This window comes from Cytobacillus sp. BC1816 (assembly GCF_051353635.1).
Classification (GTDB): Bacteria; Bacillota; Bacilli; order Bacillales; family Cytobacillaceae; genus Cytobacillus; species Cytobacillus oceanisediminis_C.
Genome location: NZ_CP195611.1, coordinates 148,446 through 172,899 on the forward strand (window position 1 = coordinate 148,446; position 24,454 = coordinate 172,899).

Annotated in this window: 33 protein-coding genes and 1 rRNA gene; 32 read left to right on the forward strand and 2 right to left on the reverse strand. The window is 43.9% G+C overall.

Annotated features, from left to right (window positions below):
* The first annotated feature begins 19 nt into the window (after nt 1-19).
* The 29 genes from rpsN to ACR42H_RS00920 all read left to right on the forward strand — a co-directional run bounded on the left by rpsN (nt 20) and on the right by ACR42H_RS00920 (nt 19,746).
* A complete protein-coding gene (gene rpsN, locus ACR42H_RS00780) occupies nt 20-205 on the forward strand; it encodes a 30S ribosomal protein S14 (protein WP_009336593.1) in 186 nt (61 codons plus the stop codon).
* A 29-nt stretch (nt 206-234) separates the two neighbouring features.
* Nucleotides 235-633: a 30S ribosomal protein S8 gene (rpsH, locus tag ACR42H_RS00785; RefSeq protein ID WP_113885238.1), complete on the forward strand. Its 399-nt coding sequence runs from the start codon at nt 235-237 to the stop codon at nt 631-633.
* Nucleotides 634-664: 31 nt separating this feature from the next.
* Nucleotides 665-1,201: a 50S ribosomal protein L6 gene (gene rplF / locus ACR42H_RS00790; protein ID WP_113885237.1), complete on the forward strand. Its 537-nt coding sequence runs from the start codon at nt 665-667 to the stop codon at nt 1,199-1,201.
* Nucleotides 1,202-1,233: 32 nt separating this feature from the next.
* The gene (gene rplR, locus ACR42H_RS00795; RefSeq protein WP_035332285.1) at nt 1,234-1,596 is read left to right on the forward strand and encodes a 50S ribosomal protein L18; all 363 of its coding nucleotides are present in this window, start codon (nt 1,234-1,236) and stop codon (nt 1,594-1,596) included.
* Between the two features lie 24 nt (nt 1,597-1,620).
* Entirely contained in the window at nt 1,621-2,121 is a 501-nt protein-coding gene (gene rpsE, locus ACR42H_RS00800) for a 30S ribosomal protein S5 (RefSeq protein ID WP_009336597.1), read from the forward strand.
* Between the two features lie 13 nt (nt 2,122-2,134).
* Nucleotides 2,135-2,317, forward strand: coding sequence for a 50S ribosomal protein L30 (gene rpmD / locus ACR42H_RS00805; protein WP_009336598.1), 183 nt, complete (start codon nt 2,135-2,137; stop codon nt 2,315-2,317).
* 32 nt (nt 2,318-2,349) lie between these two features.
* Nucleotides 2,350-2,790, forward strand: coding sequence for a 50S ribosomal protein L15 (gene rplO, locus ACR42H_RS00810; RefSeq protein WP_009336599.1), 441 nt, complete (start codon nt 2,350-2,352; stop codon nt 2,788-2,790).
* Nucleotides 2,790-4,085: a preprotein translocase subunit SecY gene (gene secY / locus ACR42H_RS00815; RefSeq protein WP_113885236.1), complete on the forward strand. Its 1,296-nt coding sequence runs from the start codon at nt 2,790-2,792 to the stop codon at nt 4,083-4,085. Before rplO ends, secY begins: the two co-directional genes overlap by 1 nt.
* Nucleotides 4,086-4,144: 59 nt before the next feature.
* A complete protein-coding gene (locus ACR42H_RS00820) occupies nt 4,145-4,795 on the forward strand; it encodes an adenylate kinase (RefSeq protein WP_009336601.1) in 651 nt (216 codons plus the stop codon).
* Nucleotides 4,792-5,538 (forward strand): type I methionyl aminopeptidase, encoded by a 747-nt coding sequence (gene map, locus ACR42H_RS00825; protein WP_436374457.1) that lies wholly within the window; start codon nt 4,792-4,794, stop codon nt 5,536-5,538. The genes ACR42H_RS00820 and map overlap by 4 nt, the downstream gene beginning before the upstream one ends.
* A 16-nt stretch (nt 5,539-5,554) precedes the next feature.
* Nucleotides 5,555-5,890 carry a KOW domain-containing RNA-binding protein gene (locus ACR42H_RS00830; protein ID WP_113885234.1) on the forward strand — a complete coding sequence of 112 codons (336 nt, stop codon included), beginning with the start codon at nt 5,555-5,557 and terminating at the stop codon, nt 5,888-5,890.
* Nucleotides 5,868-6,086: a translation initiation factor IF-1 gene (gene infA, locus ACR42H_RS00835; protein ID WP_009336604.1), complete on the forward strand. Its 219-nt coding sequence runs from the start codon at nt 5,868-5,870 to the stop codon at nt 6,084-6,086. Before ACR42H_RS00830 ends, infA begins: the two co-directional genes overlap by 23 nt.
* Before the next feature lie 35 nt (nt 6,087-6,121).
* Complete coding sequence (gene rpmJ, locus ACR42H_RS00840; RefSeq protein ID WP_000868344.1) at nt 6,122-6,235, forward strand: 50S ribosomal protein L36; 114 nt, start codon at nt 6,122-6,124, stop codon at nt 6,233-6,235.
* A gap of 23 nt (nt 6,236-6,258) precedes the next feature.
* Nucleotides 6,259-6,624, forward strand: a complete 366-nt coding sequence (gene rpsM / locus ACR42H_RS00845) for a 30S ribosomal protein S13 (protein WP_436374459.1) — start codon at nt 6,259-6,261, stop codon at nt 6,622-6,624.
* Between the two features lie 21 nt (nt 6,625-6,645).
* Nucleotides 6,646-7,035, forward strand: a complete 390-nt coding sequence (rpsK, locus tag ACR42H_RS00850) for a 30S ribosomal protein S11 (RefSeq protein ID WP_053433176.1) — start codon at nt 6,646-6,648, stop codon at nt 7,033-7,035.
* Nucleotides 7,036-7,208: 173 nt separating this feature from the next.
* On the forward strand, nt 7,209-8,153 hold the full coding sequence (locus tag ACR42H_RS00855) for a DNA-directed RNA polymerase subunit alpha (protein WP_009336607.1): 945 nt from the start codon (nt 7,209-7,211) through the stop codon (nt 8,151-8,153).
* 78 nt (nt 8,154-8,231) lie between these two features.
* A complete protein-coding gene (rplQ, locus tag ACR42H_RS00860) occupies nt 8,232-8,594 on the forward strand; it encodes a 50S ribosomal protein L17 (RefSeq protein ID WP_009336608.1) in 363 nt (120 codons plus the stop codon).
* A 592-nt stretch (nt 8,595-9,186) separates the two neighbouring features.
* Nucleotides 9,187-10,026, forward strand: a complete 840-nt coding sequence (locus ACR42H_RS00865) for an energy-coupling factor ABC transporter ATP-binding protein (protein ID WP_113885233.1) — start codon at nt 9,187-9,189, stop codon at nt 10,024-10,026.
* The gene (locus ACR42H_RS00870) at nt 10,002-10,871 is read left to right on the forward strand and encodes an energy-coupling factor ABC transporter ATP-binding protein (RefSeq protein ID WP_113885232.1); all 870 of its coding nucleotides are present in this window, start codon (nt 10,002-10,004) and stop codon (nt 10,869-10,871) included. The genes ACR42H_RS00865 and ACR42H_RS00870 overlap by 25 nt, the downstream gene beginning before the upstream one ends.
* Nucleotides 10,868-11,665: an energy-coupling factor transporter transmembrane component T family protein gene (locus tag ACR42H_RS00875; RefSeq protein ID WP_113885231.1), complete on the forward strand. Its 798-nt coding sequence runs from the start codon at nt 10,868-10,870 to the stop codon at nt 11,663-11,665. The genes ACR42H_RS00870 and ACR42H_RS00875 overlap by 4 nt, the downstream gene beginning before the upstream one ends.
* A gap of 12 nt (nt 11,666-11,677) precedes the next feature.
* Entirely contained in the window at nt 11,678-12,415 is a 738-nt protein-coding gene (gene truA / locus ACR42H_RS00880; RefSeq protein ID WP_113885230.1) for a tRNA pseudouridine(38-40) synthase TruA, read from the forward strand.
* Between the two features lie 232 nt (nt 12,416-12,647).
* Nucleotides 12,648-13,085 (forward strand): 50S ribosomal protein L13, encoded by a 438-nt coding sequence (gene rplM, locus ACR42H_RS00885; RefSeq protein WP_009336613.1) that lies wholly within the window; start codon nt 12,648-12,650, stop codon nt 13,083-13,085.
* Nucleotides 13,086-13,105: 20 nt separating this feature from the next.
* Nucleotides 13,106-13,498 (forward strand): 30S ribosomal protein S9, encoded by a 393-nt coding sequence (rpsI, locus tag ACR42H_RS00890; protein ID WP_009336614.1) that lies wholly within the window; start codon nt 13,106-13,108, stop codon nt 13,496-13,498.
* A gap of 358 nt (nt 13,499-13,856) precedes the next feature.
* Nucleotides 13,857-14,699, forward strand: coding sequence for a pyrroline-5-carboxylate reductase (gene proC, locus ACR42H_RS00895; RefSeq protein WP_113885229.1), 843 nt, complete (start codon nt 13,857-13,859; stop codon nt 14,697-14,699).
* 36 nt (nt 14,700-14,735) lie between these two features.
* The gene (gene proB / locus ACR42H_RS00900; RefSeq protein ID WP_436374464.1) at nt 14,736-15,854 is read left to right on the forward strand and encodes a glutamate 5-kinase; all 1,119 of its coding nucleotides are present in this window, start codon (nt 14,736-14,738) and stop codon (nt 15,852-15,854) included.
* A gap of 17 nt (nt 15,855-15,871) precedes the next feature.
* Nucleotides 15,872-17,140, forward strand: a complete 1,269-nt coding sequence (locus ACR42H_RS00905; RefSeq protein ID WP_436374466.1) for a glutamate-5-semialdehyde dehydrogenase — start codon at nt 15,872-15,874, stop codon at nt 17,138-17,140.
* 140 nt (nt 17,141-17,280) lie between these two features.
* Entirely contained in the window at nt 17,281-17,724 is a 444-nt protein-coding gene (locus tag ACR42H_RS00910; RefSeq protein WP_113885226.1) for a YbaK family protein, read from the forward strand.
* A gap of 100 nt (nt 17,725-17,824) precedes the next feature.
* Nucleotides 17,825-18,547, forward strand: coding sequence for an N-acetylmuramoyl-L-alanine amidase CwlD (gene cwlD, locus ACR42H_RS00915; protein ID WP_113885266.1), 723 nt, complete (start codon nt 17,825-17,827; stop codon nt 18,545-18,547).
* Nucleotides 18,548-18,687: 140 nt separating this feature from the next.
* Complete coding sequence (locus ACR42H_RS00920) at nt 18,688-19,746, forward strand: Mrp/NBP35 family ATP-binding protein (protein ID WP_113885225.1); 1,059 nt, start codon at nt 18,688-18,690, stop codon at nt 19,744-19,746.
* Nucleotides 19,747-19,793: 47 nt separating this feature from the next.
* On the opposite strand, the gene gerD is transcribed toward ACR42H_RS00920, so the two are convergent.
* Nucleotides 19,794-20,435 carry a spore germination lipoprotein GerD gene (gene gerD / locus ACR42H_RS00925; RefSeq protein WP_436374468.1) on the reverse strand — a complete coding sequence of 214 codons (642 nt, stop codon included), beginning with the start codon at nt 20,433-20,435 and terminating at the stop codon, nt 19,794-19,796.
* A gap of 147 nt (nt 20,436-20,582) precedes the next feature.
* Here gerD and ACR42H_RS00930 point away from each other — a divergent pair, with 147 nt between their 5' ends.
* Nucleotides 20,583-21,215 carry a KinB-signaling pathway activation protein gene (locus ACR42H_RS00930; RefSeq protein WP_436374470.1) on the forward strand — a complete coding sequence of 211 codons (633 nt, stop codon included), beginning with the start codon at nt 20,583-20,585 and terminating at the stop codon, nt 21,213-21,215.
* Between the two features lie 292 nt (nt 21,216-21,507).
* Here ACR42H_RS00930 and pdaB read toward each other — a convergent pair whose 3' ends face one another.
* On the reverse strand, nt 21,508-22,260 hold the full coding sequence (gene pdaB, locus ACR42H_RS00935; RefSeq protein ID WP_113885924.1) for a polysaccharide deacetylase family sporulation protein PdaB: 753 nt from the start codon (nt 22,258-22,260) through the stop codon (nt 21,508-21,510).
* Between the two features lie 144 nt (nt 22,261-22,404).
* Between pdaB and ACR42H_RS00940 the strand changes: the two genes are divergently transcribed.
* Both ACR42H_RS00940 and ACR42H_RS00945 read left to right on the forward strand, forming a co-directional pair.
* On the forward strand, nt 22,405-22,635 hold the full coding sequence (locus tag ACR42H_RS00940) for a hypothetical protein (RefSeq protein ID WP_113885923.1): 231 nt from the start codon (nt 22,405-22,407) through the stop codon (nt 22,633-22,635).
* Between the two features lie 266 nt (nt 22,636-22,901).
* Nucleotides 22,902-24,451 (forward strand): 16S ribosomal RNA (locus tag ACR42H_RS00945).
* Nucleotides 24,452-24,454: the final 3 nt, after the last annotated feature.

Below are 24,454 nucleotides of genomic sequence, written 5' to 3' on the forward strand. Positions count from 1 at the left end.
AATAGAGGGAGGCGAAAACGTGGCTAAAAAGTCAATGATTGCGAAGCAAAAACGCACGCCTAAACACAAGGTACAGGAGTACACTCGCTGCGAACGATGCGGACGTCCACATTCTGTATACCGTAAATTTAAGCTTTGTCGTATTTGTTTCCGTGAATTAGCATATAAAGGACAAATTCCTGGCGTGAAAAAAGCTAGCTGGTAAACCCCAAGTATGGGAAGGAGGTAAAAACAATGGTCATGACAGATCCAATTGCAGACTTGCTAACTCGCATCCGTAATGCGAACATGGTTCGTCACGAAAAATTAGAAGTTCCTGCTTCTAACATCAAGAAGGAAATTGCTGAGATCTTAAAGCGTGAAGGTTTTGTACGTGATGTTGAGCTTATCGAGGATAACAAGCAAGGCATCATCCGCATTTTCTTAAAATACGGTTCAAACAACGAACGCGTTATCACTGGTCTTAAGCGTATCAGTAAGCCTGGTCTTCGTGTATACGCAAAGGCTGATGAAGTACCTCGCGTACTTAACGGTCTTGGAATCGCACTAGTTTCTACTTCTCAAGGAGTTCTTACAGACAAAGAAGCTCGCGCTAAACAAGTCGGCGGAGAAGTTTTAGGATACGTTTGGTAATAGAGTTTTTCATGAATGGAGGTGCAATTAAATGTCTCGTATAGGTAAAAAACCAATCGAAATTCCATCTGGTGTTACTGTTACTATCGACAATAACACTGTTACTGTGAAGGGTCCTAAAGGTGAACTTTCCCGTTCATTTAACCAGGATATCGAAATCAAGGTGGAGGAGAACGTAATCAACGTTTCCCGTCCATCTGAAGCGAAAGAACACCGCGCATTGCACGGAACAACTCGCGCACTTCTAGCTAACATGGTTGAAGGTGTGTCAAAAGGATTCGAAAGAGGACTAGAGCTTATCGGTGTCGGTTACCGTGCTCAAAAGCAAGGCAAAAAGCTTGTTTTAAACGTTGGTTACTCTCATCCTGTTGAAATCGAGCCTGAAGAAGGTATTGAAGTTGAAGTGCCATCTAACACAAAGGTCATTGTTAAAGGTACTAGCAAAGAGCGTGTTGGTGCATTGGCTGCCAACATCCGTGATGTTCGTCCTCCAGAGCCTTACAAAGGTAAAGGTATCCGCTATGAAGGCGAATATGTTCGTCGTAAAGAAGGTAAAACAGGTAAGTAATGCCGCTTAGGTAAACGAAAGGAGTGACCGAAATGATTACGAAGGCTGATAAAAATGCAGTTCGTAAGAAAAGACATGCTCGTGTGCGTGCGAAGCTTTCTGGAACTGCGGCTCGTCCTCGTTTAAATGTGTATCGTTCAAACAAGCACATTTATGCTCAACTTATTGATGATGTAAACGGAGTTACTGTAGCAAGTGCTTCTACACAAGATAAAGAAGTAAACCTTGATGCAACTGGCAACGTTGATGCAGCAGTTAAGGTCGGAGAATTAGTTGCAAAGCGCGCAGTCGAAAAAGGCGTTAAAGCTGTCGTTTTCGATCGTGGTGGCTATCTATATCATGGACGTGTTCAAGCATTAGCTGATGCAGCACGTGAAAATGGTTTAGAATTTTAATAGACAAAGGAGGGACACAAAAAGATGCGTCGTATTGATCCAAACAAACTTGAACTTGAAGAGCGCGTAGTTACGGTTAATCGTGTAGCAAAGGTTGTTAAAGGTGGACGTCGTTTTCGTTTCTCTGCTCTTGTAGTAGTAGGTGACAAAAACGGTCACGTTGGCTTTGGTACAGGTAAAGCACAGGAAGTTCCTGAAGCAATCCGCAAAGCTATTGAAGATGCTAAGAAAAACTTAGTCGAAGTACCTATGGTTGGAACTACAATTCCTCACCAGGTAATCGGTCACTTCGGTGCTGGAGAAATCCTTCTTAAGCCTGCTTCTGAAGGTACTGGAGTAATCGCCGGAGGTCCAGTTCGTGCGGTTCTAGAATTAGCTGGTGTTGGTGATATCTTATCTAAATCTTTAGGTACTAACACACCAATCAACATGGTTCGCGCCACTTTGAACGGTTTAACTCAATTAAAACGTGCTGAGGACGTAGCGAAATTACGTGGTAAATCAGTAGAAGAACTGTTAGGATAAGGAGGGATATCAAATGGCGAATAAACTAGAAGTAACCCTCACTCGCAGCGTGATTGGTCGCCCGCAAGACCAGCGCGAAACAGTTAAGGCTCTTGGCTTACGCAAAATGCACCAAACAGTTGAGCATCAAGATAATCCTGCTATCCGCGGAATGATCAACAAAGTTGCTCACCTTGTTGTGGTAAAAGAAAAATAATTCTATTCTTCTACAAATAAGGAGGTGCCAACATGAAACTTCATGAATTAAAGCCTGCAGAAGGTTCTCGTCAAGAACGCAAACGCAAAGGCCGTGGTATCGGTTCCGGTAATGGTAAAACTGCTGGTAAGGGTCATAAAGGTCAAAACGCTCGTTCTGGCGGCGGTGTCCGTCCTGGATTCGAGGGTGGTCAAACACCTTTATTCCAACGCTTGCCTAAGCGCGGTTTCACTAACATCAACCGTAAAGAATACGCGGTTGTGAACCTTGATGCTTTAAACCGTTTCGAAGATGGAGCAGAAGTAACTCCTGAGCTTCTTATCGAAACTGGTGTAGTAAGCAATGAAAAAGCAGGAATCAAGATTCTTGCAAAAGGCAAAGTTGAGAAAAAGCTTACAGTTAAAGCTCATAAATTCTCCTCTGCTGCAAAGGAAGCTATCGAAGCTGCCGGCGGTCAAACTGAGGTGATTTAATGTTTCAGACAATCTCCAATTTTATGCGTGTGGGTGATATAAGACGAAAGATTATTTTCACCCTTTTAATGCTGATTGTATTTCGCATCGGTACATTTATCCCTGTACCGGGCGTAAATGCAGATCTATTAAAAGCCCAGGATGAACTAAATGTATTCGGTGTTCTGAATACATTCGGCGGCGGGGCGCTCCTGAACTTCTCGATCCTTGCGATGGGGATCATGCCGTACATTACGGCATCCATCATTGTGCAGCTTCTGCAGATGGATGTTGTTCCTAAGTTTACGGAATGGTCTAAGCAGGGTGAGGTTGGACGCCGTAAGTTAGCTCAGTTTACCCGTTACTTTACTATCGTGCTTGGTTTTATCCAGGCTCTCGGTATGTCTTATGGGTTTAATAACCTAGCAGGCGGAATGCTGATTGAAAATCCGAGTATTACCTCTTATCTATTGATTGCTGTAGTATTGACTGCCGGAACTGCATTTCTAATGTGGCTTGGTGAGCAGATTACATCAAAAGGTGTAGGCAATGGTATTTCCATCATTATTTTTGCTGGTATCGCAGCTGGTATTCCTTCAACGGTTAACCAGATCTATGCTCAGCAGTTTGAAAATGCTGGAGAGCAGCTATTCCTTCGCATTGTGACAGTCGTGCTTATCCTGGTTGCAGTCATCGCTATTGTCGTGGGAACGATCTTCATCCAACAGGCATTAAGAAAAATTCCTATTCAATACGCTAAGCGTGTAACAGCAGGGAAAAATTCTGCTGGCGGACAATCAACTCACCTTCCGTTAAAAGTTAATGCAGCTGGTGTAATCCCAGTAATCTTTGCGATTTCATTTATCATCACTCCAAGAACCATTGCAGGTTTTTTTGAGCAGAATGATGTGACGCTTTGGATTCAAAAAATATTTGACTACACGTCTCCAATCGGAATGGTCATTTATAGTGCATTAATCATTGCTTTTACTTATTTCTATGCTTTCATTCAGGTAAATCCGGAACAAGTTGCGGAAAATCTGAAAAAGCAGGGCGGTTATATCCCGGGCATCCGTCCAGGAAATAACACGCAGGAATATCTGACTCGCGTCTTATACCGTTTAACATTGGTCGGTGCGCTCTTCCTGACAGTCATTTCAATCCTGCCGGTATTCTTCATTAATATCGCTGGGTTGCCCGAATCTGCGCAAATTGGAGGCACAAGCCTGCTGATCGTTGTCGGTGTTGCACTTGAAACGATGAAGCAGCTTGAAGCACAGCTGGTTAAGCGTCATTATAAAGGTTTCATTAAATAATTTGGTTGTAGGGGGCGTCTCGTTCCCTTATACCATTTAGAGACTAGGGGGAAATTGACGTGAATTTAGTTTTAATGGGGCTCCCTGGTGCCGGAAAAGGTACACAAGCCGAGAAGATCGTCCAAAAATACGGCATCCCTCATATCTCTACTGGAGATATGTTCCGTGCGGCTATTAAAGACGAAACGGACCTAGGCCTTAAAGCAAAATCATTCATGGATAAAGGCGAGCTTGTTCCTGATGAAGTAACAATCGGCATTGTCCGTGAACGTTTAAGCAAGGATGATTGCGAAAAAGGCTTTTTGCTGGATGGCTTCCCAAGAACGGTTGCCCAAGCAGATGCACTTGAAAACATCCTTTCCGATTTGAACAAAAAAATTGATTATGTCATAAATATTGATGTTGATCAGAGCATTCTAATGGAACGTCTTACCGGACGCCGCATCTGTAAAGACTGCGGAGCTACTTATCACTTAGTATTCAATCCGCCAGCGAAGGACGGAGTGTGCGATCGCTGCGGCGGTGAGCTGTATCAGCGTGCTGATGATAATGAAGCTACTGTTCAGAACAGACTTGACGTTAATATTAAACAAACAAAACCGTTGCTTGATTTCTATGAAACGAAAGGATATCTGCGCAATATTGATGGTCAGCAAGATATTAATAAAGTATTTTCTGATCTTGATGCTTTGCTCGGGGGCTTACAATGATTATTTGCAAAACCCCGCGTGAACTTGATATAATGCGTGAGGCCGGCAGGATCGTAGCACTTACACACCAGGAACTGAAGAAACATATTGTTCCCGGAATCACAACCCGCGAATTGGATGATATTGCTGATCAGTTTATCCGTAAACACGATGCAATCCCGTCTTTTAAAGGGTATAATGGTTTCCGCGGCAGCATTTGTGCTTCAGTTAACGATGAACTTGTTCATGGGATCCCTGGTGATCGAGTTTTGAATAACGGTGATATAATCAGCATTGATATTGGTGCTAAATATAACGGTTATCATGGTGACTCAGCCTGGACTTATGCTATTGGCCAAATTAATGAGGAATCTCAGCGTCTGATGGATGTGACAGAGGAATCGTTATATAAAGGTCTTGAAGAAGCAAAACCGGGTGAGCGCTTGTCGAACATCTCCCATGCTATCCAAACGTATGCGGAATCTAATGGCTTTTCCATTGTACGCGAGTATGTCGGCCATGGTGTAGGGCAAGACTTACATGAGGATCCTCAAATTCCTCATTATGGACCGCCTAACAGAGGGCCGCGCTTAAAGCCGGGTATGGTACTTGCTATTGAACCTATGGTGAATGCAGGAAGTCGTTATGTTAAAACCTTAACCGATAACTGGACAGTTGTAACGGTTGACGGTAAAAGGTGTGCCCATTTTGAGCATACAATAGCGATCACTGAATCCGGTTATGAAATATTAACAAAAGCCTAAGGTGCAGGTGATTCCATTGGTTGGTTCTGATACGAATCCGCAGCCTGGTCAAATTGTTTTGATCAAAAGCGGGCGCGATGCTGGTCAATATGCTATAATTATAAGGTTGATGGATGAAAGGTTTGTTATGCTTGCTGACGGCGGCAGGAAGAAATTCGATCGCCCAAAGAAAAAGAACATTCAGCATCTGCAATTGCTTAATTATATCTCTCCAGAAGTTCAGACCAGTCTTGAGGAGACCGGCCGTGTAACAAACGGAAAGTTGCGCTTTGCGCTTGCAAAGTATGTAAATGAATTCGTATATGATTTGAAGAAGGGAGTATCGTTCAATGGCGAAAGACGATGTAATTGAAATAGAAGGCACAGTTGTTGATACTTTGCCAAATGCAATGTTTAAGGTAGAATTAGAAAATGGTCATACAGTGCTAGCTCATGTATCCGGTAAGATCCGTATGCACTTCATCCGCATTTTACCTGGAGATAAAGTAACAGTTGAGCTATCTCCATATGATTTAACACGCGGTAGAATCACATATCGTTTTAAATAATCATTGCACTCCGTACTATTAAGGAGGTTAGGATAATGAAAGTAAGACCATCAGTTAAACCAATCTGCGAAAAGTGTAAAGTTATCCGCAGACGTGGAAAAGTAATGGTTATCTGTGAAAACCCTAAACATAAACAAAAACAAGGTTAAATTGAAGGAGGTGCGCTTATACAATGGCACGTATTGCTGGTGTAGATGTTCCACGTGAAAAACGTGTAGTAATCTCATTAACTTATATCTTTGGTATTGGTAAATCTACAGCTCAAAAAGTTTTGGCTGAAGCTGGTGTTTCTGAAGACACTCGTGTTCGTGATCTTACGGAAGATGAACTTAACAAAATCCGTGAAATCATCGACAAATTGAAAGTTGAAGGTGACCTTCGCCGTGAGGTATCACTTAACATCAAACGTCTAATGGAGATCGGAAGCTATCGCGGTCTACGTCATCGCCGTGGTTTACCGGTTCGCGGACAAAACACAAAAAACAACGCTCGTACTCGCAAAGGTCCTCGTAAGACTGTAGCGAACAAGAAGAAATAATCGGTAAAGGAGGTACTTTAAATGGCTCGTAAAACTAATACACGTAAGCGTCGTGTGAAAAAGAATATTGAACAAGGTATTGCACATATCCGTTCTACTTTCAATAACACAATCGTAACTATCACTGATGTTCATGGAAATGCTGTTTCCTGGTCAAGTGCTGGAGCTCTTGGATTCAAAGGTTCTCGTAAATCTACTCCATTCGCAGCGCAAATGGCAGCTGAAACTGCAGCTAAAACTTCTCAGGAACACGGTATGAAAACCCTTGAAGTAACTGTTAAAGGACCTGGTGCAGGACGTGAAGCTGCAATCCGTGCTCTTCAAGCTGCAGGTCTAGAAGTTACTGCTATCAGAGACGTAACTCCAGTTCCTCATAACGGATGTCGTCCACCAAAACGCCGCCGTGTATAATTTTTCTGTATAGATTTTGTATCCTTGTCTATAATGGGATATGATACTAATTTTTTAGTTATACAGAACAATTATTCCAGTTGTTGTGCACAAAACGGGAACGTATACATGGGGGAATTTCGGTTAGAGATTGCTAGCCGGGGTTTCGACGTTTTGAAGGAGGGTATATTTTGATGATCGAAATAGAAAAACCAAAAATCGAAACGGTTGAGATCAGCGATGATGCCAAGTACGGCAAGTTCGTCGTCGAGCCACTTGAGCGTGGATATGGTACAACTTTGGGTAACTCCTTACGTCGTATCCTTTTATCCTCACTCCCAGGTGCCGCTGTCACATCGATCCAAATTGATGGGGTACTTCATGAGTTCTCAACAATTGAAGGCGTCGTAGAAGATGTAACATCTATCATTTTAAACATTAAAAAACTAGCACTTAAAATCTACTCTGATGAAGAAAAAACATTGGAAATCGATGTTCAGGGTGAAGGTGTAGTGAAGGCAGCTGACGTAACTCATGACAGCGATGTTGAAATCCTTAATCCGGATCTTCATATTGCTACTCTAGGTTCGAATGCCCACTTGCGCATGCGTTTAACTGCAAGACGCGGACGAGGCTATACACCAGCTGACCAAAACAAGAGAGAAGATCAGCCAATCGGTGTGATTCCGATCGATTCCATCTACACTCCAGTATCTCGCATTTCTTATCAGGTAGAGAATACACGTGTGGGTCAAATGACTAACTATGATAAGTTAACATTCGATGTTTGGACTGACGGTAGTACAGGTCCTCAAGATGCGGTTGCACTTGGAGCGAAGATCTTAACTGAGCATTTGAATATCTTTGTCGGCTTAACTGATGAAGCTCAAAATGCCGAAATCATGGTTGAAAAAGAAGAAGACCAAAAAGAGAAAGTACTTGAGATGACAATTGAAGAACTTGACTTATCTGTACGTTCTTACAATTGCTTAAAGCGTGCTGGCATCAATACTGTTCAGGAATTAGCCAATAAGACTGAAGAGGATATGATGAAGGTCCGCAACCTGGGCAGAAAGTCACTTGAGGAAGTAAAACATAAATTAGAAGATCTTGGACTGGGCTTACGCAAAGACGATTGATTGATGTGAATTGATTCATCATCTTTATATGTTTGCTTTCAGCAGATTGAATGACTTCAACAAAGGAGGGAAACTTTCATGGGATACAGAAAGTTAGGACGCACTAGCTCACAACGTAAAGCTATGCTGCGTGACTTAGCAACAGATCTAATCATCAATGAGCGCATCGAAACAACTGAAGCTCGTGCAAAAGAACTTCGTTCAGTTGTTGAGAAAATGATCACTCTTGGAAAGCGCGGCGATTTGCATGCACGCCGTCAAGCAGCTGCTTTTGTTCGCAATGAGGTAGCTAACGCTGAAACTGACCAGGATGCAGTTCAAAAATTATTCAGCGACATCGCAACTCGTTATGAAGAGCGCCAAGGCGGATACACTCGTATTATGAAACTTGGACCTCGTCGTGGAGACGGTGCCCCAATGGTAATCATCGAGTTAGTATAATTTTTTAAGGAAAGGGCGCGGGACGGTTTCATTGAACTTGTTCTTTGCCCTTTTTCTATAAAAGCGGCTGTTTCCTTAATATGTTAGGAACGCCCATTTCAGGCCAAAAACGAGCGTTACGATGAGCATGTACAGCTATTATACAGGGATGGATGACCAATAGATTCCCCATTACCTGGTACACTGTCTTGTCTAGCTCATGCACCTCTTCCGGAAAGAAGATTTGCGCCCGGCAGTTTACTGCCTGACGGAAAGAGGTGCAGGCTTTTTTAAATTTAGTATGTTCATAAACCATAAGGAAATCGAGGTCTCTGAACAGTCATACTATAGCAAGAACCAACCACCATACTGCGTCAGTATGAGCTTTTAATAGGGAGGCATAATAGGCATCCAATAAGCTTAGATAGCAGAAATCCAGATTTTCTTGTGTATTACAAGTGTGGGAGAATGGTATCATTCAACGCTTGCTATCCGGAAACATAACCTATTATCGAACTATTTAAAGCTCGCCAAAAATGGCGGGTTTTTTCATTAGGATAAAATATCAGAGCAGAGCTGAAATAGAGAAGCAGAGCTGAGAGGAGGACTTCACATGAACGAGCCGCTGGTAGAATTGAAAAATGTTTCGTTTAAGTACGATGCAGAGACTGGATTTGCGCTGCACAATGTCTCCTTCAATATTTTGAAAGGGGAATGGCTTGCCATTGTTGGCCATAATGGTTCCGGGAAATCAACCCTAGCCAAACTGCTGAATGGCCTGCACTTTCCTCTGGAAGGCAGCATTACAGTAGGCGGAATTCCTTTGACCGAAGAGACCGTTTGGGAAACCAGAAAGAAGATCGGCATGGTTTTTCAGAATCCGGATAACCAGTTTGTCGGAACGACTGTACAGGATGATGTGGCTTTTGGTTTGGAAAACCATGGAATTGAAAGAAATGACATGGTTCAGCGTGTTGCGCAATCACTGGAGAAAGTCAAAATGGCACAATTTCTCAATCAAGAGCCGCACCATCTTTCTGGCGGCCAGAAACAAAGGGTGGCCATTGCCGGCGTCATCGCCCTCAGGCCGAATATTATTATTCTGGACGAGTCAACCTCCATGCTTGATCCAAGAGGGCGTGAAGAAGTGCTTGAAACCGTCAGAGAGCTTAAGCAGGACTATCATATGACAGTCATCTCCATCACACATGATTTGGAGGAAGCTGCAAAGGCTGACCGCATCCTGGTTATGAATAGAGGACAGTTATATCGGGAAGGCACACCTGAGGAAATCTTTCAAATGGATGAAGAGCTTGTAAAGCTGGGCCTGGATATTCCTTTTCCTGTGAAGCTAAGCAAGATCTTAAGAGAAAAAGGATTGCCGTTATCAAGGCATTATTTATCTGAAGAAGAGTTGGTGGAAGAATTATGGACATCTCACTCCAAAATGTAGAATACCGGTATCAGGTCAATACGCCATTTGAACGCCTGGCGATAAAAAATGTTTCCATCGATATTCCAGCAGGCACGTTTCTGGCAATCATCGGTCATACCGGATCAGGCAAATCGACTGTCCTCCAGCATCTAAATGCCCTGCTTAAACCGACTGATGGCCAGGTAGTGATTGGAGAGCGTCTGATCACCTCGCAAAAGAAACAGAAAAACCTGAAGGAAATCCGCCAAAGGGTCGGCATCGTATTTCAATTTCCTGAGCACCAGCTGTTTGAGGAAACGGTCGAGAAAGATATATGCTTTGGTCCGATGAACTTCGGAGTGTCAGAAGAGGAAGCCAAAAAAAGAGCAAGAGCGGCCATCAGGCAGGTTGGCCTGCCGGAGGAAATTTTACACAAGTCCCCATTTGACCTGTCAGGCGGCCAGATGAGACGGGTGGCGATAGCCGGAGTGCTGGCGATGGAGCCTGATGTCATTGTCCTGGATGAGCCTACTGCAGGGCTTGACCCGCGGGGCAGAAAAGAAATCATGGATATGTTCTACAGCCTGCATGGTACAAGAGGGCTATCGACAGTGCTCGTGACACATAGCATGGAGGACGCCTCCCGCTATTCTGATCAGATTGTCATCATGCACAATGGAGAAGTGTACAGAAAGGGAACGCCTAAAGAAATCTTTTCTTCTCCGGAAGGCTTGCTTAAGCTTGGCCTCGATGTTCCGGAGGTTGTCCGTTTTCAGCTGAAAATGGAAAATTCACTTAACATCCGTTTCTCTAAGACATGTCTGACCATGGATGAATTGACGGATGAGATTGCTGCTGCGATGAAAAGGGGGGCGCCAAAATGATGGATAAAATGATTTTTGGGCGCTATGTTCCGGCCGAATCTGTCCTGCATAGGATGGATCCCCGTTCTAAGCTAGTCCTCATTTTCTTATTCGTGTGCATTGTCTTCCTGGCAAATAATATGCTGACATACGGCTTACTGACGGTTTACACCTTTTTGATGATTGCTTTATCCAAGGTGCCGATCCGGTTTATCTATACAGGGTTAAAGCCGGTCCTTCTGCTAGTTATTTTTACATTATTCCTCCACTTGTTTTTGACAAAAGAGGGTGAAGTTCTCTTCCGTTTAGGATGGATTACAATTTATGAAGAAGGTTTGAGACAGGGGATTTTCATATCATTGCGCTTCTTCCTGCTCATTCTGATGACTTCCATTCTGACTTTGACCACGACTCCGATTGAAATAACGGATGGTCTGGAAAGCCTGCTGGCCCCATTGAATAAAATCAAGTTTCCGGTGCATGAGCTGGCGTTAATGATGTCGATTTCTCTTCGCTTTATCCCCACACTCATGCAGGAAACGGATAAAATTATGAAAGCTCAGACAGCCAGGGGAGTCGATTTTTCCAGCGGCCCGATTAAAGAACGTATTAAAGCCATTATTCCTCTCTTGATCCCTTTGTTTGTCAGTTCGTTTAAGCGGGCTGAGGAGCTTGCTGTAGCGATGGAGTCACGCGGCTATAGAGGCGGGGAAGGCAGAACGAAATATAGGCAGCTTAGCTGGGGTCTAAAGGATACGGCAATGCTTGCAATGCTTGCAGCCCTGACCCTGGTGTTAATCCTGCTGAGGACTTAATGAGGTGACCCTATGCAAAGATTTAAATGTAATATAACATATGACGGCACCCATTTTGCAGGCTACCAGGTGCAGCCTGGCAAGCGGACTGTTCAGGGAGAGCTGGAAAGGGCCTTAAAGAAGCTTCATAAAGGAGAAGACATTAAGGTCACTGCCTCAGGCAGAACCGATGCGGGTGTCCATGCAAGGGGCCAGGTGATCCATTTCGATTCCCCTTTGAATATTCCTATTGAAAAATGGGAAATCGCCCTTAATTCCCTGTTGCCGGATGAGGTGGCCATAATAGGGACTGAGACAGTGCCTGATGACTTTCATGTCCGTTTTGATGCGAAAGGGAAGGAATATCGGTACTTTGTGCATCGATCATCCAGGAGAGACCCTTTTAAACGACATTATGCCTATCAGTACCCCTATCCCTTAAATACGGACGCAATCAAACAAGCAGCAGCGGATTTAATAGGGACACATGATTTTACCAGCTTCTGCTCCGCTAAAACGGAAGTGGAGGATAAGGTCAGGGAACTTCAGGAGATAGAGGTGCACGAAAATGGGGATATGCTCATCTTCCGCTTTAGAGGCACCGGATTCTTATATAATATGGTCCGCATCCTGGCCGGCACACTTCTTGAAGTTGGCTCAGGGGAAAGAGACCCCGATTCCATGCCATCTGTTCTTAAGGAAAAAAACAGATCAGCTGCAGGAAAAACAGCGCCTCCCCAAGGTTTATATTTGTGGAAAGTTTTTTATTAAAATTTTGGAAAAAAAATTGAGGAACCGCGAGGGCGCGTTGTAAAGCCAAACTCACATAAAAAAAGATTTCAAAACAACTAAACCAGGTGTAACATTCGCTTGACATTGGACTGTCAAAGTTATATTATAGCATATGGTATTATTATTAAAACCACGATAAGCCCCGGAACTTATTGTGTCGAATAGATAAACCAAAAAATGATTATGAATGGAATTATTAGGAGGGAAACTGATGCGTACAACGTTTATGGCGAATTCAAACAATATCGAACGTAAATGGTACGTGATTGATGCTGAAGGCAAAACTCTTGGTCGTCTTGCTAGTGAAGTTGCATCAATTCTACGTGGTAAACATAAACCAACTTATACACCACATGTTGATACTGGTGATCATGTAATTCTTATCAATGCTTCAAAAATCGAACTTACTGGGAAAAAGCTTACTGACAAGATCTACTACCGTCACAGCATGCACCCAGGCGGTCTAAAAACAAGAACTGCTCTTGAAATGCGTACAAACTACCCTGAGAGAATGCTTGAGCTTGCAATCAAAGGCATGCTTCCAAAGAACTCTCTTGGTCGTCAAATGTTCAAGAAATTACACGTATATGCTGGTAGCGAACATAAGCACCAAGCACAACAACCTGAAGTTTACGAACTTCGTGGATAATTTTTAGGGAGGTTATTAACTTGGCACAGGTTCAATATATTGGTACTGGTCGTCGTAAGAGCTCCGTTGCACGTGTTCGTTTAGTTCCAGGCGACGGTAAAATCATCATCAATGGTCGTGAAATCACAGATTACATTCCTTTTGCAGCTTTACGTGAAGTTGTAAAACAGCCGCTTGTAGCTACTGAAACAGTTAACAGCTACGATATTCTTGTAAATGTAAACGGCGGTGGATACACTGGTCAAGCTGGCGCAATCCGCCACGGCATCGCTCGTGCATTGCTTCAAGCAGATCCGGAATTCCGTCCAACATTAAAGCGCGCAGGACTATTAACTCGTGACGCACGTATGAAAGAGCGTAAGAAATACGGTCTTAAAGGTGCTCGTCGTGCTCCTCAGTTCTCAAAGCGTTAATATTTGCTTATCAAAGCTCTCAGCTATTTCGGCTGGGAGTTTTTTTATTTCTTATTTTATTTATCTGGCGCTTTTTTATTCGCGCAGCTCAGCCAGTTGGCCGGGTCTTGTTTGTACACTATTGAGAAAATGGAAATTATATTATTGCAAATATGAGCCTGAGAGGGGATTATTCACGCTGAGAGAGCCTCAGCGAATCTTAGGCAGATGATGTTAGCGTTTTCATTCACTATCTCGCCCATATCCTCCCCTCTTTCCCTAATACCCTTGAATATGTATTTGAGCATGTTACGATAGATAACGTTGATAAAATACGAACGGTTATACGAACAGTTTGTTCATTTAAAGGAGGATGTCCATGTTAGCCAATAAAACGATTGCCTTTTTAGGTGCAGGGTCAATGGCGGAATCAATGATTTCGGGAGTCATAACAGCAGAGAAAATGTCACCCGATCGAGTATTTGTAACGAATAAGAGCAATGCAGACAGACTGAAAGAGATTCATGATAAGTATGGTGTGATTGCGATGCCGCAAAGCGAGCTTCCATTTGAGCAGATAGATTTATTCATTTTAGCCATGAAACCAAAAGGTGCAGAGGAAGCTCTGCGTTCGATTAAAGATAAGTTAAATCCTGACCAGGTGATTCTTTCTGTTTTGGCAGGCATTACAACTGAGTTCATGGAAGACCATTTAAATCCGGGACAGCAGGTTGTGCGTGTGATGCCAAATACTTCAAGCATGATTCAGGAATCTGCGACGGCCGTCGTGGCAGGCAGGAATACCAGCCTGGCCAATGTGGAATTGGTTAAGGAATTGCTGGAATGCATGGGGGAAGTGTATATCATCGATGAAAACCAGATGGATGTTTTTACGGGATTAGCCGGAAGCGGCCCTGCTTACTTCTATTATTTGATGGAAAATATGGAGCGGGTTGGGATGCAAAAGGGCATGGACGAAGAGACCGTGCGAAAAATTGTAGCCCAGACGATTTTTGGAGCAGCTAAGATGGTGCTTGAAAAGGAAGAAGCTCCAACTTCTCTTAGAGAGAAAGTGACCTCTCCAAATGGCACAACTGCTTCAGGACTTGAAGCTTTAAGGAAATACAATGGAGGCGAAGCCATCACACAGGCAGTGGAGCATGCCGCTAAACGTTCAAAGGAGATCAGCGAAGAATTGGAAGGCGCCCTTGTCACTTCCTAAGGGAGATGGGATTTATAAGTTTACAGGAGGTATTGGATGTTGATTAAAGAAAAGCAGATAAAAAGAGTTGTTATTAAGATCGGAAGCAGCTCACTAACAAGCATGCATGGGGAGATCAGCCGCAGAAAGCTTGAAAAACTTGCAGAGCAAATTGTCGAGCTGAAGGATGCTGGTTATGAAACAGCTGTTGTCTCATCAGGTGCTGTAGCTGCAGGCTATCGGAAGCTTGGCTGCCTTGACCGTCCTTCTTCCCTTCCGGAAAAACAGGCTGCAGCTTCAATTGGCCAGGGCTTATTAATGGAATCTTACTCAGAACTCTTTTTATCTCATGGGTATGTAGCTTCACAAATCTTAATTACAAGAAGCGATTTCTCCGATGAAAAGCGTTATGGCAACATGCATAACACCATGAATGTGCTGCTGGAGCGCGGAATCATCCCGATTATAAATGAAAATGACACGGTTACGGTTGACCGTTTGCGCTTCGGGGACAATGATACCCTGGCGGCAAAAGTGGCCGGTCTGATTGATGCTGATTTATTGATTATTTTATCAGATATTGACGGCCTATATGACAGCAACCCAAATGATAATCCTGATGCATGTCTTCTGGAGAGGGTCCACAGCATTACACCTGAAATTGAAGCTGCTGCAGGAGGATCTGGAAGTGCTGTAGGAACAGGCGGCATGAAGTCAAAAATCCAGGCAGTGAAAATTGCGATGGCTGCTGGAATTGACTCCTTTTTAGGAAAAGCAGGTATGGAACATATCTTAATGGAAGCTGTGGAAGGCAAGGCGAAAGGAACCTACTTCAAGCCGGAGCCGGATGCATTTAATCTGGACAATCAGAAGCAATGGATTGCATTCCACTCAGGCCCTGAAGGCAAGGTGACCATCAGCTCCCATGGGATAGAGGCGATTGTGGATCATCAAAAAAACCTGTATCGCTCTGATATTCAGGAAGTAAAAGGGCGATTTAAGGATGGCGCAGTTGTCCGCATTCTGGATGAAGAGGGAAAAGAAATCGGTCTCGGCCGCATTAATTATTCAAACGAGCAGTTAAGCGACCATACAGCAGATGAAGAGCATGAGCCGGCCATTGCTCAGGAAACGTTTGTATGTTCCCGCGACTTTAAGCTGCCGGCACTTGTTTAAACTATAGGAGGGATTCAATGACTACTGCACCAGCAGTTAAAACAAATAATATAGAAGAACAGGCAAAAAAGGCCAGGAAGGCTGCCAAAACATTAAGTATTTTAACAACGGAAGAAAAGAACGAAGCGCTCCATACAGTTGCTGCTGCTTTGGAGACTGGATATGAATCCATTCTTGCAGCCAATATGGCCGATTTAAAAAACGGGAAGGAAAAAGGATTCGAAGAGGCATATATGGATCGGCTGTCATTATCTAAAGAGCGGGTTTTTGAATTTGCAGCTGGCCTTCGCCAGGTAGCTGAACTTCCCGATCCGGTTGGAGACGTGATGTCTGAATGGACTTTGGATAATGGACTGAAGGTGGAAGAGGTCCGTGTTCCGCTGGGTGTCATCGGCATGATTTATGAAGCAAGACCTAATGTAACAGCAGATGCGGCAGGTCTGGCTTTGAAATCAGGAAATGCCATTATCCTAAAAGGCGGATCATCAGCCCTAAATTCGAATCAGGCTATAGTTGAGATCATTCATGCCGCTCTTGGAAAAACGAAGATACCTAAAGAAGCTGTTCAATTTATAGCCACAGCAGACAGAGAAGCGACAAAGAAGCTGTTTACAATGAAAGAGTATATTGATGTCTTGATTCCGAGAGGCGGCGCATCCCTTATTAAGGCAGTGGTTGAGAATGCAACAGTGCCTGTTCTTGAAACAGGTGTGGGAAACTGCCATATCTATGTGGATAAGGAAGCAGATGCTGAAAAAGCGATCAAAATCCTTGTTAATGCCAAAACAGACCGTCCGGCTGTCTGCAACGCAGTAGAAACGCTGATTGTTCATGAAGTATGGCTTAACCAGCATAAAGATTTGCTTGCACAAGCTCTGAAGAAGCACGGTATAACTGTACATGGAGATGTGGCTGCGGCAAAGGCCTTGCCTGATGTGGTGCCAGCGGGCGAGAACGATTGGGCAAATGAATATTTAAGCCTGGATTTGGCGGTAAAAACCGTAGATAGCCTTGAAAAGGCCATCGATCATATTGACCGATACGGAACAAAGCATTCTGAGGCGATTATTACGGAAAATGGAGAAACAGCCAAAAAGTTCATGCAGCTGACAGATGCTGCAGCATTGTACCATAATGCTTCGACCAGATTCACGGACGGAGGGGCTCTTGGCTTCGGTGCAGAAATCGGCATATCCACACAGAAGCTCCATGCGAGAGGCCCAATGGGACTGCCGGCATTAACAACCCGAAAATATCTCATGTCAGGAAATGGACAGATCCGATAAAAAGCGTTTTTAAAATCATCAGCTCTGGCTGTTGCTTTTCGTTAACTAAACCCATAAAAAATTGGCAGCCCGATTCGCGGCTGCTTTTTGCATTTCTCTCCCGCTGCAGATAAAGACTATCTTCAAGGGGTGAGAAAGCAGTGACTGTAATAAACACGTTTAAAGAGAAAAAAAGAGAAAAGCAAATCAAATATGAAAAATCAGTCCTTCGGGAAATTTCGATAAAAGCGTTAAAAGAGAAAGTACAGCAATTTTTTGGCTCTTCCAGATTTGTCTCCGGTCTAATGATGAATGCCGGCATTGAGGAGGCCTGCTATGATGTTGCGATTGAAGCCTATTTGCTGGGGGCCAATTACAGCCGTTTTGGGCGCTTTGGCGAATCGCTGGATCAGGTCCGCCATAGATGTGAAAAAGAGTATAAGCATTTAGTGGATACCCTATATAACTTTTTTCTTTATTGGGGTCATGGTTCGGAAGCGGTTATGAGCGAGTCCCTTTATTATATGTGTGAGCAATATGTAAACAGCTGGTGGTCGGAAGGTTTTAATAAAGGGGAGAGAAGGCATAAATTGCGTCTCCACTGAAAAGTTCAATGATTAAAGGAGTGGCCTGATCGAAGTTCTAGATCTCCATCTTGTCCCATATATTGAAATGAGGATAAGCAGGAGGGACTGATTGGGACAAATGAAGAAAAAATTAAAAATAGGCGGGTTTGCGATCGGGCTTATTGTCCTTTTTCTCATTTTGCAATATGACTTTACGGATGATGATTCCTGGGAATCGTGGAATCTGCCTTTAACAGGAAAAATCATTTTGCTTGATCCCGGCCATGGCGGCCCGGATGGCGGGGCAGGCGATGAAGGGGCACTCGAGAAAGATATCGCATTGGATGTTTCATTAAAAGTTAGGGATTACCTCCAGGAGCAGGGAGCTCTTGTGCTGATGACGAGGGAGGAAGACAGAGACCTCGCACCAGAGGGAACCAGGGGATACAGCCGGAGAAAAGTAGAAGACCTGAAGAAACGGCTTGAAATGATAAATACTTCTAATTCTGATTTTTATGTCAGCATTCATTTAAATTCAATTCCTTCCCCCAGGTGGAGCGGGGCGCAGACTTTCTATGCACCGGGGATTAAGGAAAATGCCAAAGCGGCAAAATTCATACAGGACGAACTCCGCAGCAACCTGGAGAATACCAAGCGGAATTCGAAGCCTTTAAACAATGTTTTCATTTTAAAATACGCCAAAAAGCCAGGTGTCTTAGTAGAAGTTGGGTTCTTATCAAATCCGGGGGAGCGGGCCAATCTGAAAACTGATGAATATCAGGATAAAATCGCTGCCTCCATTTACAATGGAATCATGCGATACTACACCAATGAAAAAGAACTGACCGAAACATGGGAATGAAAAGGCGCTTAGAAAAGTGCCTTTTCTTTTAATGATGCAGGGAAATAGTGAATGTATTCCTGGTGTGATAGAATTAACAGTATAGAATATTCAATATGTTATACTAAAATGGAAATGAATTCAGAAGGCGGGTGCAATGTATGTTAACTGAACAGAAAGTCAAAGAAGCTTTAAACGGCTTGAAGGAACCATTTATACATAGAACATTGGGCGAACTTAACGCCATTGAAGAAATTAAAATAAAGGAAGAAAAGAACCATGTCAGCGTCAAGATTCAAATCGCCAAGACAGGTACAGCTGAACAGCTTCAGTTTCAGACTCAAATCGTCAATCTTCTAAAAGAAGCAGGAGCGGCAACCGTTGGCATACGCTTCAGCGAGCTTCCTGATGAAGTGCTTTCACAATATAGAGAGACAGCGGCTGAAGAAGACAAAGGACTGCTTTCTCCTGGAAATAAAACTGAATTTATTGCGATTGCCAGCGGAAAAGGCGGAGTCGGCAAATCCACCGTATCTGTAAACCTGGCAGTATCCCTGGCCCGTTTAGGAAAAAAGGTCGGTCTGATCGATGCCGATATTTATGGATTCAGCGTACCGGACATGATGGGTATTACAAAGCGCCCCGTGGTTAGAGGAGAAAGGATTCTGCCGGTTGAGCGCTTTGGAGTAAAAGTAATCTCAATGGGATTTTTTGTAGAAGATAATGCTCCAATTATCTGGAGAGGCCCAATGCTTGGCAAAATGCTGAACAGCTTCTTCAATGAAGTAGAATGGGGCGAATTGGATTACCTTCTTCTTGATTTGCCGCCGGGAACAGGAGATGTGGCACTGGATGTGCACACAATGCTCCCATCCTGCAAGGAGATCGTTGTGACAACTCCGCATCCTACAGCCGCATTTGTTGCTGCGAGGGCGGGTGCTATGGCACTTCGTACTGAGCATGAAATCCTGGGTGTTATCGAGAACATGGCCTATTTCGAGAGCCAATTGACTGGTGAAAGAGAGCACGTATTTGGTCAAGGCGGCGGTAAAAAGCTTGCTGAGGAACTGCGGACAGAAGTGCTGGGTCAGCTGCCTCTTCAGCAGCCTGATTGGAATGAAGAAGACTTCGCTCCGTCAATTTATAATGAAGACCATAAGCTCGGACAAATTTATACAGATATCGCCCGCAAAGTTATCCAATCAATTGAAAGCAAGTAATGAAAGAAACCTCTTCCGAGTTGGAAGAGGTATTTTTTTAAAAGGAGTTATGCTCCGCCTCCCTGGCCGCCGCCACCGCCGCCTTGGTCTGCACCCTGGCCGCCGCCACCGCCGCTTTCTCCACCGCCTTGCTGACCGCCGCTTTTCGTTTCTTCCGCTGCTTTCAGAAGGATGTCCTGAATTTTTGCTTTAAAAAGCGGGCTTTCAAATGTCTCGGTCATTACCTTTTGTATATGCTCCCGATATTCCTTGCTTTTAAGGACATCCGTAACTTCTTTTTCGAGTTCAGGATCTTTAAGTACTTCTATCATCATTCCCCGGTATTCAGGGTCTTTCATTAGATCTTTTAAGAGCTGCTCATTTTCTTTCTGCATGCTTTTTGCCATGCTTTCGGCAAATTTCGGATCATCAAAGGACTTCTTCCAAAACTCTGTTCCTTTATCAGAGGTTAAGGTTTTTTGAATGGTATCTGCTACTACCTTTTGATCCATGACCATCTTTTGCTGCATTTTTTCATCAGTCATCAATTCTTCGAGTGCCTTTTTTCCTTCATCGGTCTTTAATATATCTACAACCATTTTTTTAGTTTGCTCATAATCCATTTGGCCGTTGCCTGATTCACCTTGGCCGCAGCCTGATATGAAAAACACTAGCGCTAATGGAAGGAGCAAACGGAATTTTTTTATCATGATGAAGCTCCTTTCAGAGGTGTCCTTACCTTTAGAATGAAGAAATTCAGCAAATATTATGCGCTGGAAATACAATGCCTAGATTTTTCAAACTTTGGTTGGTACAATCATAAAGAATGAATTTATTTATTATGGGGGAAAAATAAATTGACTAGCCGTAATTGGGTAAAGCTTTTTATATCAACTCTTTTAGTTGGAGGATTAACTACTGGAGTTGTCGGATTTATTGTGCGCTGGAATGAATTTGCGCCTATTTTTACTGACTTCGATTTCCTTGAGGTTCTGTCGGTATTCTTCTGGCTTATAGGTGTAGGGTTAATCTTCAGCATCATTAGCCAAATGGGCTTCTTTGCATATTTGACAGTACACCGTTTTGGGTTGGGGATTTTTAAAGGATTGTGGAATCCTATTCAGATTGTCCTAATTTTATTTGCTTTGTTTGACCTGGTTTACTTCCGCTATAAGGCTTTTGCGGGCGGGGGAGACAGCGTGATTCCATATATTGGAGTAGCGGCTTTTCTTCTTATAGTCGCACTTATAGTTGCAGCAATTAAAACAAAGCAGACCAATCAGCATGCATTTATTCCTGCAGTATTTTTTATGGTGGTTGTAACCGCCATTGAGTGGGTGCCGGTCTTAAGGGTAAATGAGGAAAGCTGGCTATATCTTATGCTGTTTCCATTATTAGTCTGCAACACTTATCAGCTGCTTATCCTTCATAAATTAAATGAGGATTCTCAAAAACAAAGAAGCAATCTAGCTCAAAAGCCATCCAAATAATGGATGGCTTTTGTTTATAATTAAGGTAAAATTTTGAATGTAATAATTGTCTAGCGCAAGCATCCCCCTGAGTCCACAAGCTTTTCTTGTTTCGCTCCTAGGGACCCGAGACATAAGCCAATCCCTTCCGGAAGGAAAGAACACCTTCTTGCAGGGCTCGTCTGGTGCCTGAGGCCGCAGGACAAGGAAGGCTTCGTCAGCATAAACATCGCACAAACCAAAGCGGCCGCTTTTGGGAGGACGTTGCGTTTTTAGTATGCGTCCATTCGTGGGCAAGGCGTTTTTCGCCTTTCTATTTTATTTCATTTGTCTTCGTCTCAGCATTAGCAATCATTTCAGAAACGGAAACGAATTTGAGTCCCTTGGCTTCTACATCGTTTAAAATGAGCGGAAGAGCTTTGGCTGTTTGTTTTGCAGAATCGGATGCATGCAGAAGTACAATGTCTCCTTTTTTTGCTTTTGATACATTTTCTGCAATCCTCTCTGCACCCGGATTGGTCCAATCCTTTGAATCAACGCTCCAATGGACAACAGTGTAGCCCATCCTTTCAGCAACCTTTAACGTTTTCTTGTCAAAATGTCCCGTTGGGGCGCGCACGAGCTTAATATCTTTAATATTCAGCTTTCTAAATGCTTCCTGTGCCTTTGCGAGATCTCTCCTGATTTTGTCTTCTTCCAGCTCTGTATAATCTTCATAGCCATAGCCCAGAATTCCAATTTCGTAACCTTCTTTCACGATTCTTGAAACTAAATCCGGATGGCGTTCAGCCCAGGAACCCGCCAGAAAAAAGGTCGCTGCTTTAACATTCTCTTTTTTGAGAATATCCAATATGGGCTCTGCTTTTACATCCCCCCACCCTATATTAAAAGTGAGGGCTAAATCTTTTTCCCCTTTGTATATCGCTTTAGGCCCGTCTTTGGCTGAAAAAGCAGGCAAATGGACAATGCTCTGCATATAGAGGAACCAAGCTGTGAAAAATGCTGCAATGACAACCAGCGAAACTTGTTTTAAAGACTTACCATTCAATACATAAAAAAAGTTCATAACTATTCACCTCGTCCGATACCTTCCTAATCCATACCTATGCTGAACTTGTCTCTTCCATGTATAAAAAATTCACTCATAATAAATCCTAAATGGAAAAATACTACAGAAAACAAATTGAATAATACATTGGAGGCCATCAAAATGATTGGAATGCTATTAAACCAAAAAGAGCTGAAAGAAATGGAGTACCTCATTAAGCGGGAAATGGACGAAATATTATTCGATTTAAAAGATGACAGGATCGACCACATTGTCAAAAGAGCTATGGAAGAACGATATAAAATCTTATTTTCTTTATTTCAGCGTATGGCAACACCAGCAGATTGCCTTAAATATATGCGTTCCCGACAGGATCGGGAAAAGAAGGGATAATAAATATTTCTTTTCTTATTAAAAAAATATAAAAAAGTTGTTGACTTGTTATTGGTATCTTGGTATATTAATAAACGTCGCTGATGACGGAAAGCACCAATAAAAACAACTTAAAAAAAAGTTGTTGACGTCGAAGCTGACACGTGATATATTAAGAAAGTCGCTTCTGAGCGGCGGATTGATCTTTGAAAACTGAACGAACAAAAACGTCAACGTTAAATCATTAGTCTTTTTTGAAAAGACAACTTATGAGCTTAATCAACTCTTATATGGAGAGTTTGATCCTGGCTCAGGACGAACGCTGGCGGCGTGCCTAATACATGCAAGTCGAGCGGACAGATGGGAGCTTGCTCCCTGAAGTCAGCGGCGGACGGGTGAGTAACACGTGGGCAACCTGCCTGTAAGACTGGGATAACTCCGGGAAACCGGGGCTAATACCGGATAATTCTTTCCCTCACATGAGGGAAAGCTGAAAGATGGTTTCGGCTATCACTTACAGATGGGCCCGCGGCGCATTAGCTAGTTGGTGAGGTAACGGCTCACCAAGGCAACGATGCGTAGCCGACCTGAGAGGGTGATCGGCCACACTGGGACTGAGACACGGCCCAGACTCCTACGGGAGGCAGCAGTAGGGAATCTTCCGCAATGGACGAAAGTCTGACGGAGCAACGCCGCGTGAGTGATGAAGGTTTTCGGATCGTAAAACTCTGTTGTTAGGGAAGAACAAGTACCGGAGTAACTGCCGGTACCTTGACGGTACCTAACCAGAAAGCCACGGCTAACTACGTGCCAGCAGCCGCGGTAATACGTAGGTGGCAAGCGTTGTCCGGAATTATTGGGCGTAAAGCGCGCGCAGGCGGTTCCTTAAGTCTGATGTGAAAGCCCCCGGCTCAACCGGGGAGGGTCATTGGAAACTGGGGAACTTGAGTGCAGAAGAGAAGAGTGGAATTCCACGTGTAGCGGTGAAATGCGTAGAGATGTGGAGGAACACCAGTGGCGAAGGCGACTCTTTGGTCTGTAACTGACGCTGAGGCGCGAAAGCGTGGGGAGCAAACAGGATTAGATACCCTGGTAGTCCACGCCGTAAACGATGAGTGCTAAGTGTTAGAGGGTTTCCGCCCTTTAGTGCTGCAGCAAACGCATTAAGCACTCCGCCTGGGGAGTACGGCCGCAAGGCTGAAACTCAAAGGAATTGACGGGGGCCCGCACAAGCGGTGGAGCATGTGGTTTAATTCGAAGCAACGCGAAGAACCTTACCAGGTCTTGACATCTCCTGACAACCCTAGAGATAGGGCGTTCCCCTTCGGGGGACAGGATGACAGGTGGTGCATGGTTGTCGTCAGCTCGTGTCGTGAGATGTTGGGTTAAGTCCCGCAACGAGCGCAACCCTTGATCTTAGTTGCCAGCATTCAGTTGGGCACTCTAAGGTGACTGCCGGTGACAAACCGGAGGAAGGTGGGGATGACGTCAAATCATCATGCCCCTTATGACCTGGGCTACACACGTGCTACAATGGATGGTACAAAGGGCTGCGAGACCGCGAGGTTAAGCGAATCCCATAAAACCATTCTCAGTTCGGATTGCAGGCTGCAACTCGCCTGCATGAAGCCGGAATCGCTAGTAATCGCGGATCAGCATGCCGCGGTGAATACGTTCCCGGGCCTTGTACACACCGCCCGTCACACCACGAGAGTTTGTAACACCCGAAGTCGGTGGGGTAACCTTTTGGAGCCAGCCGCCTAAGGTGGGACAGATGATTGGGGTGAAGTCGTAACAAGGTAGCCGTATCGGAAGGTGCGGCTGGATCACCTCCTTTCTA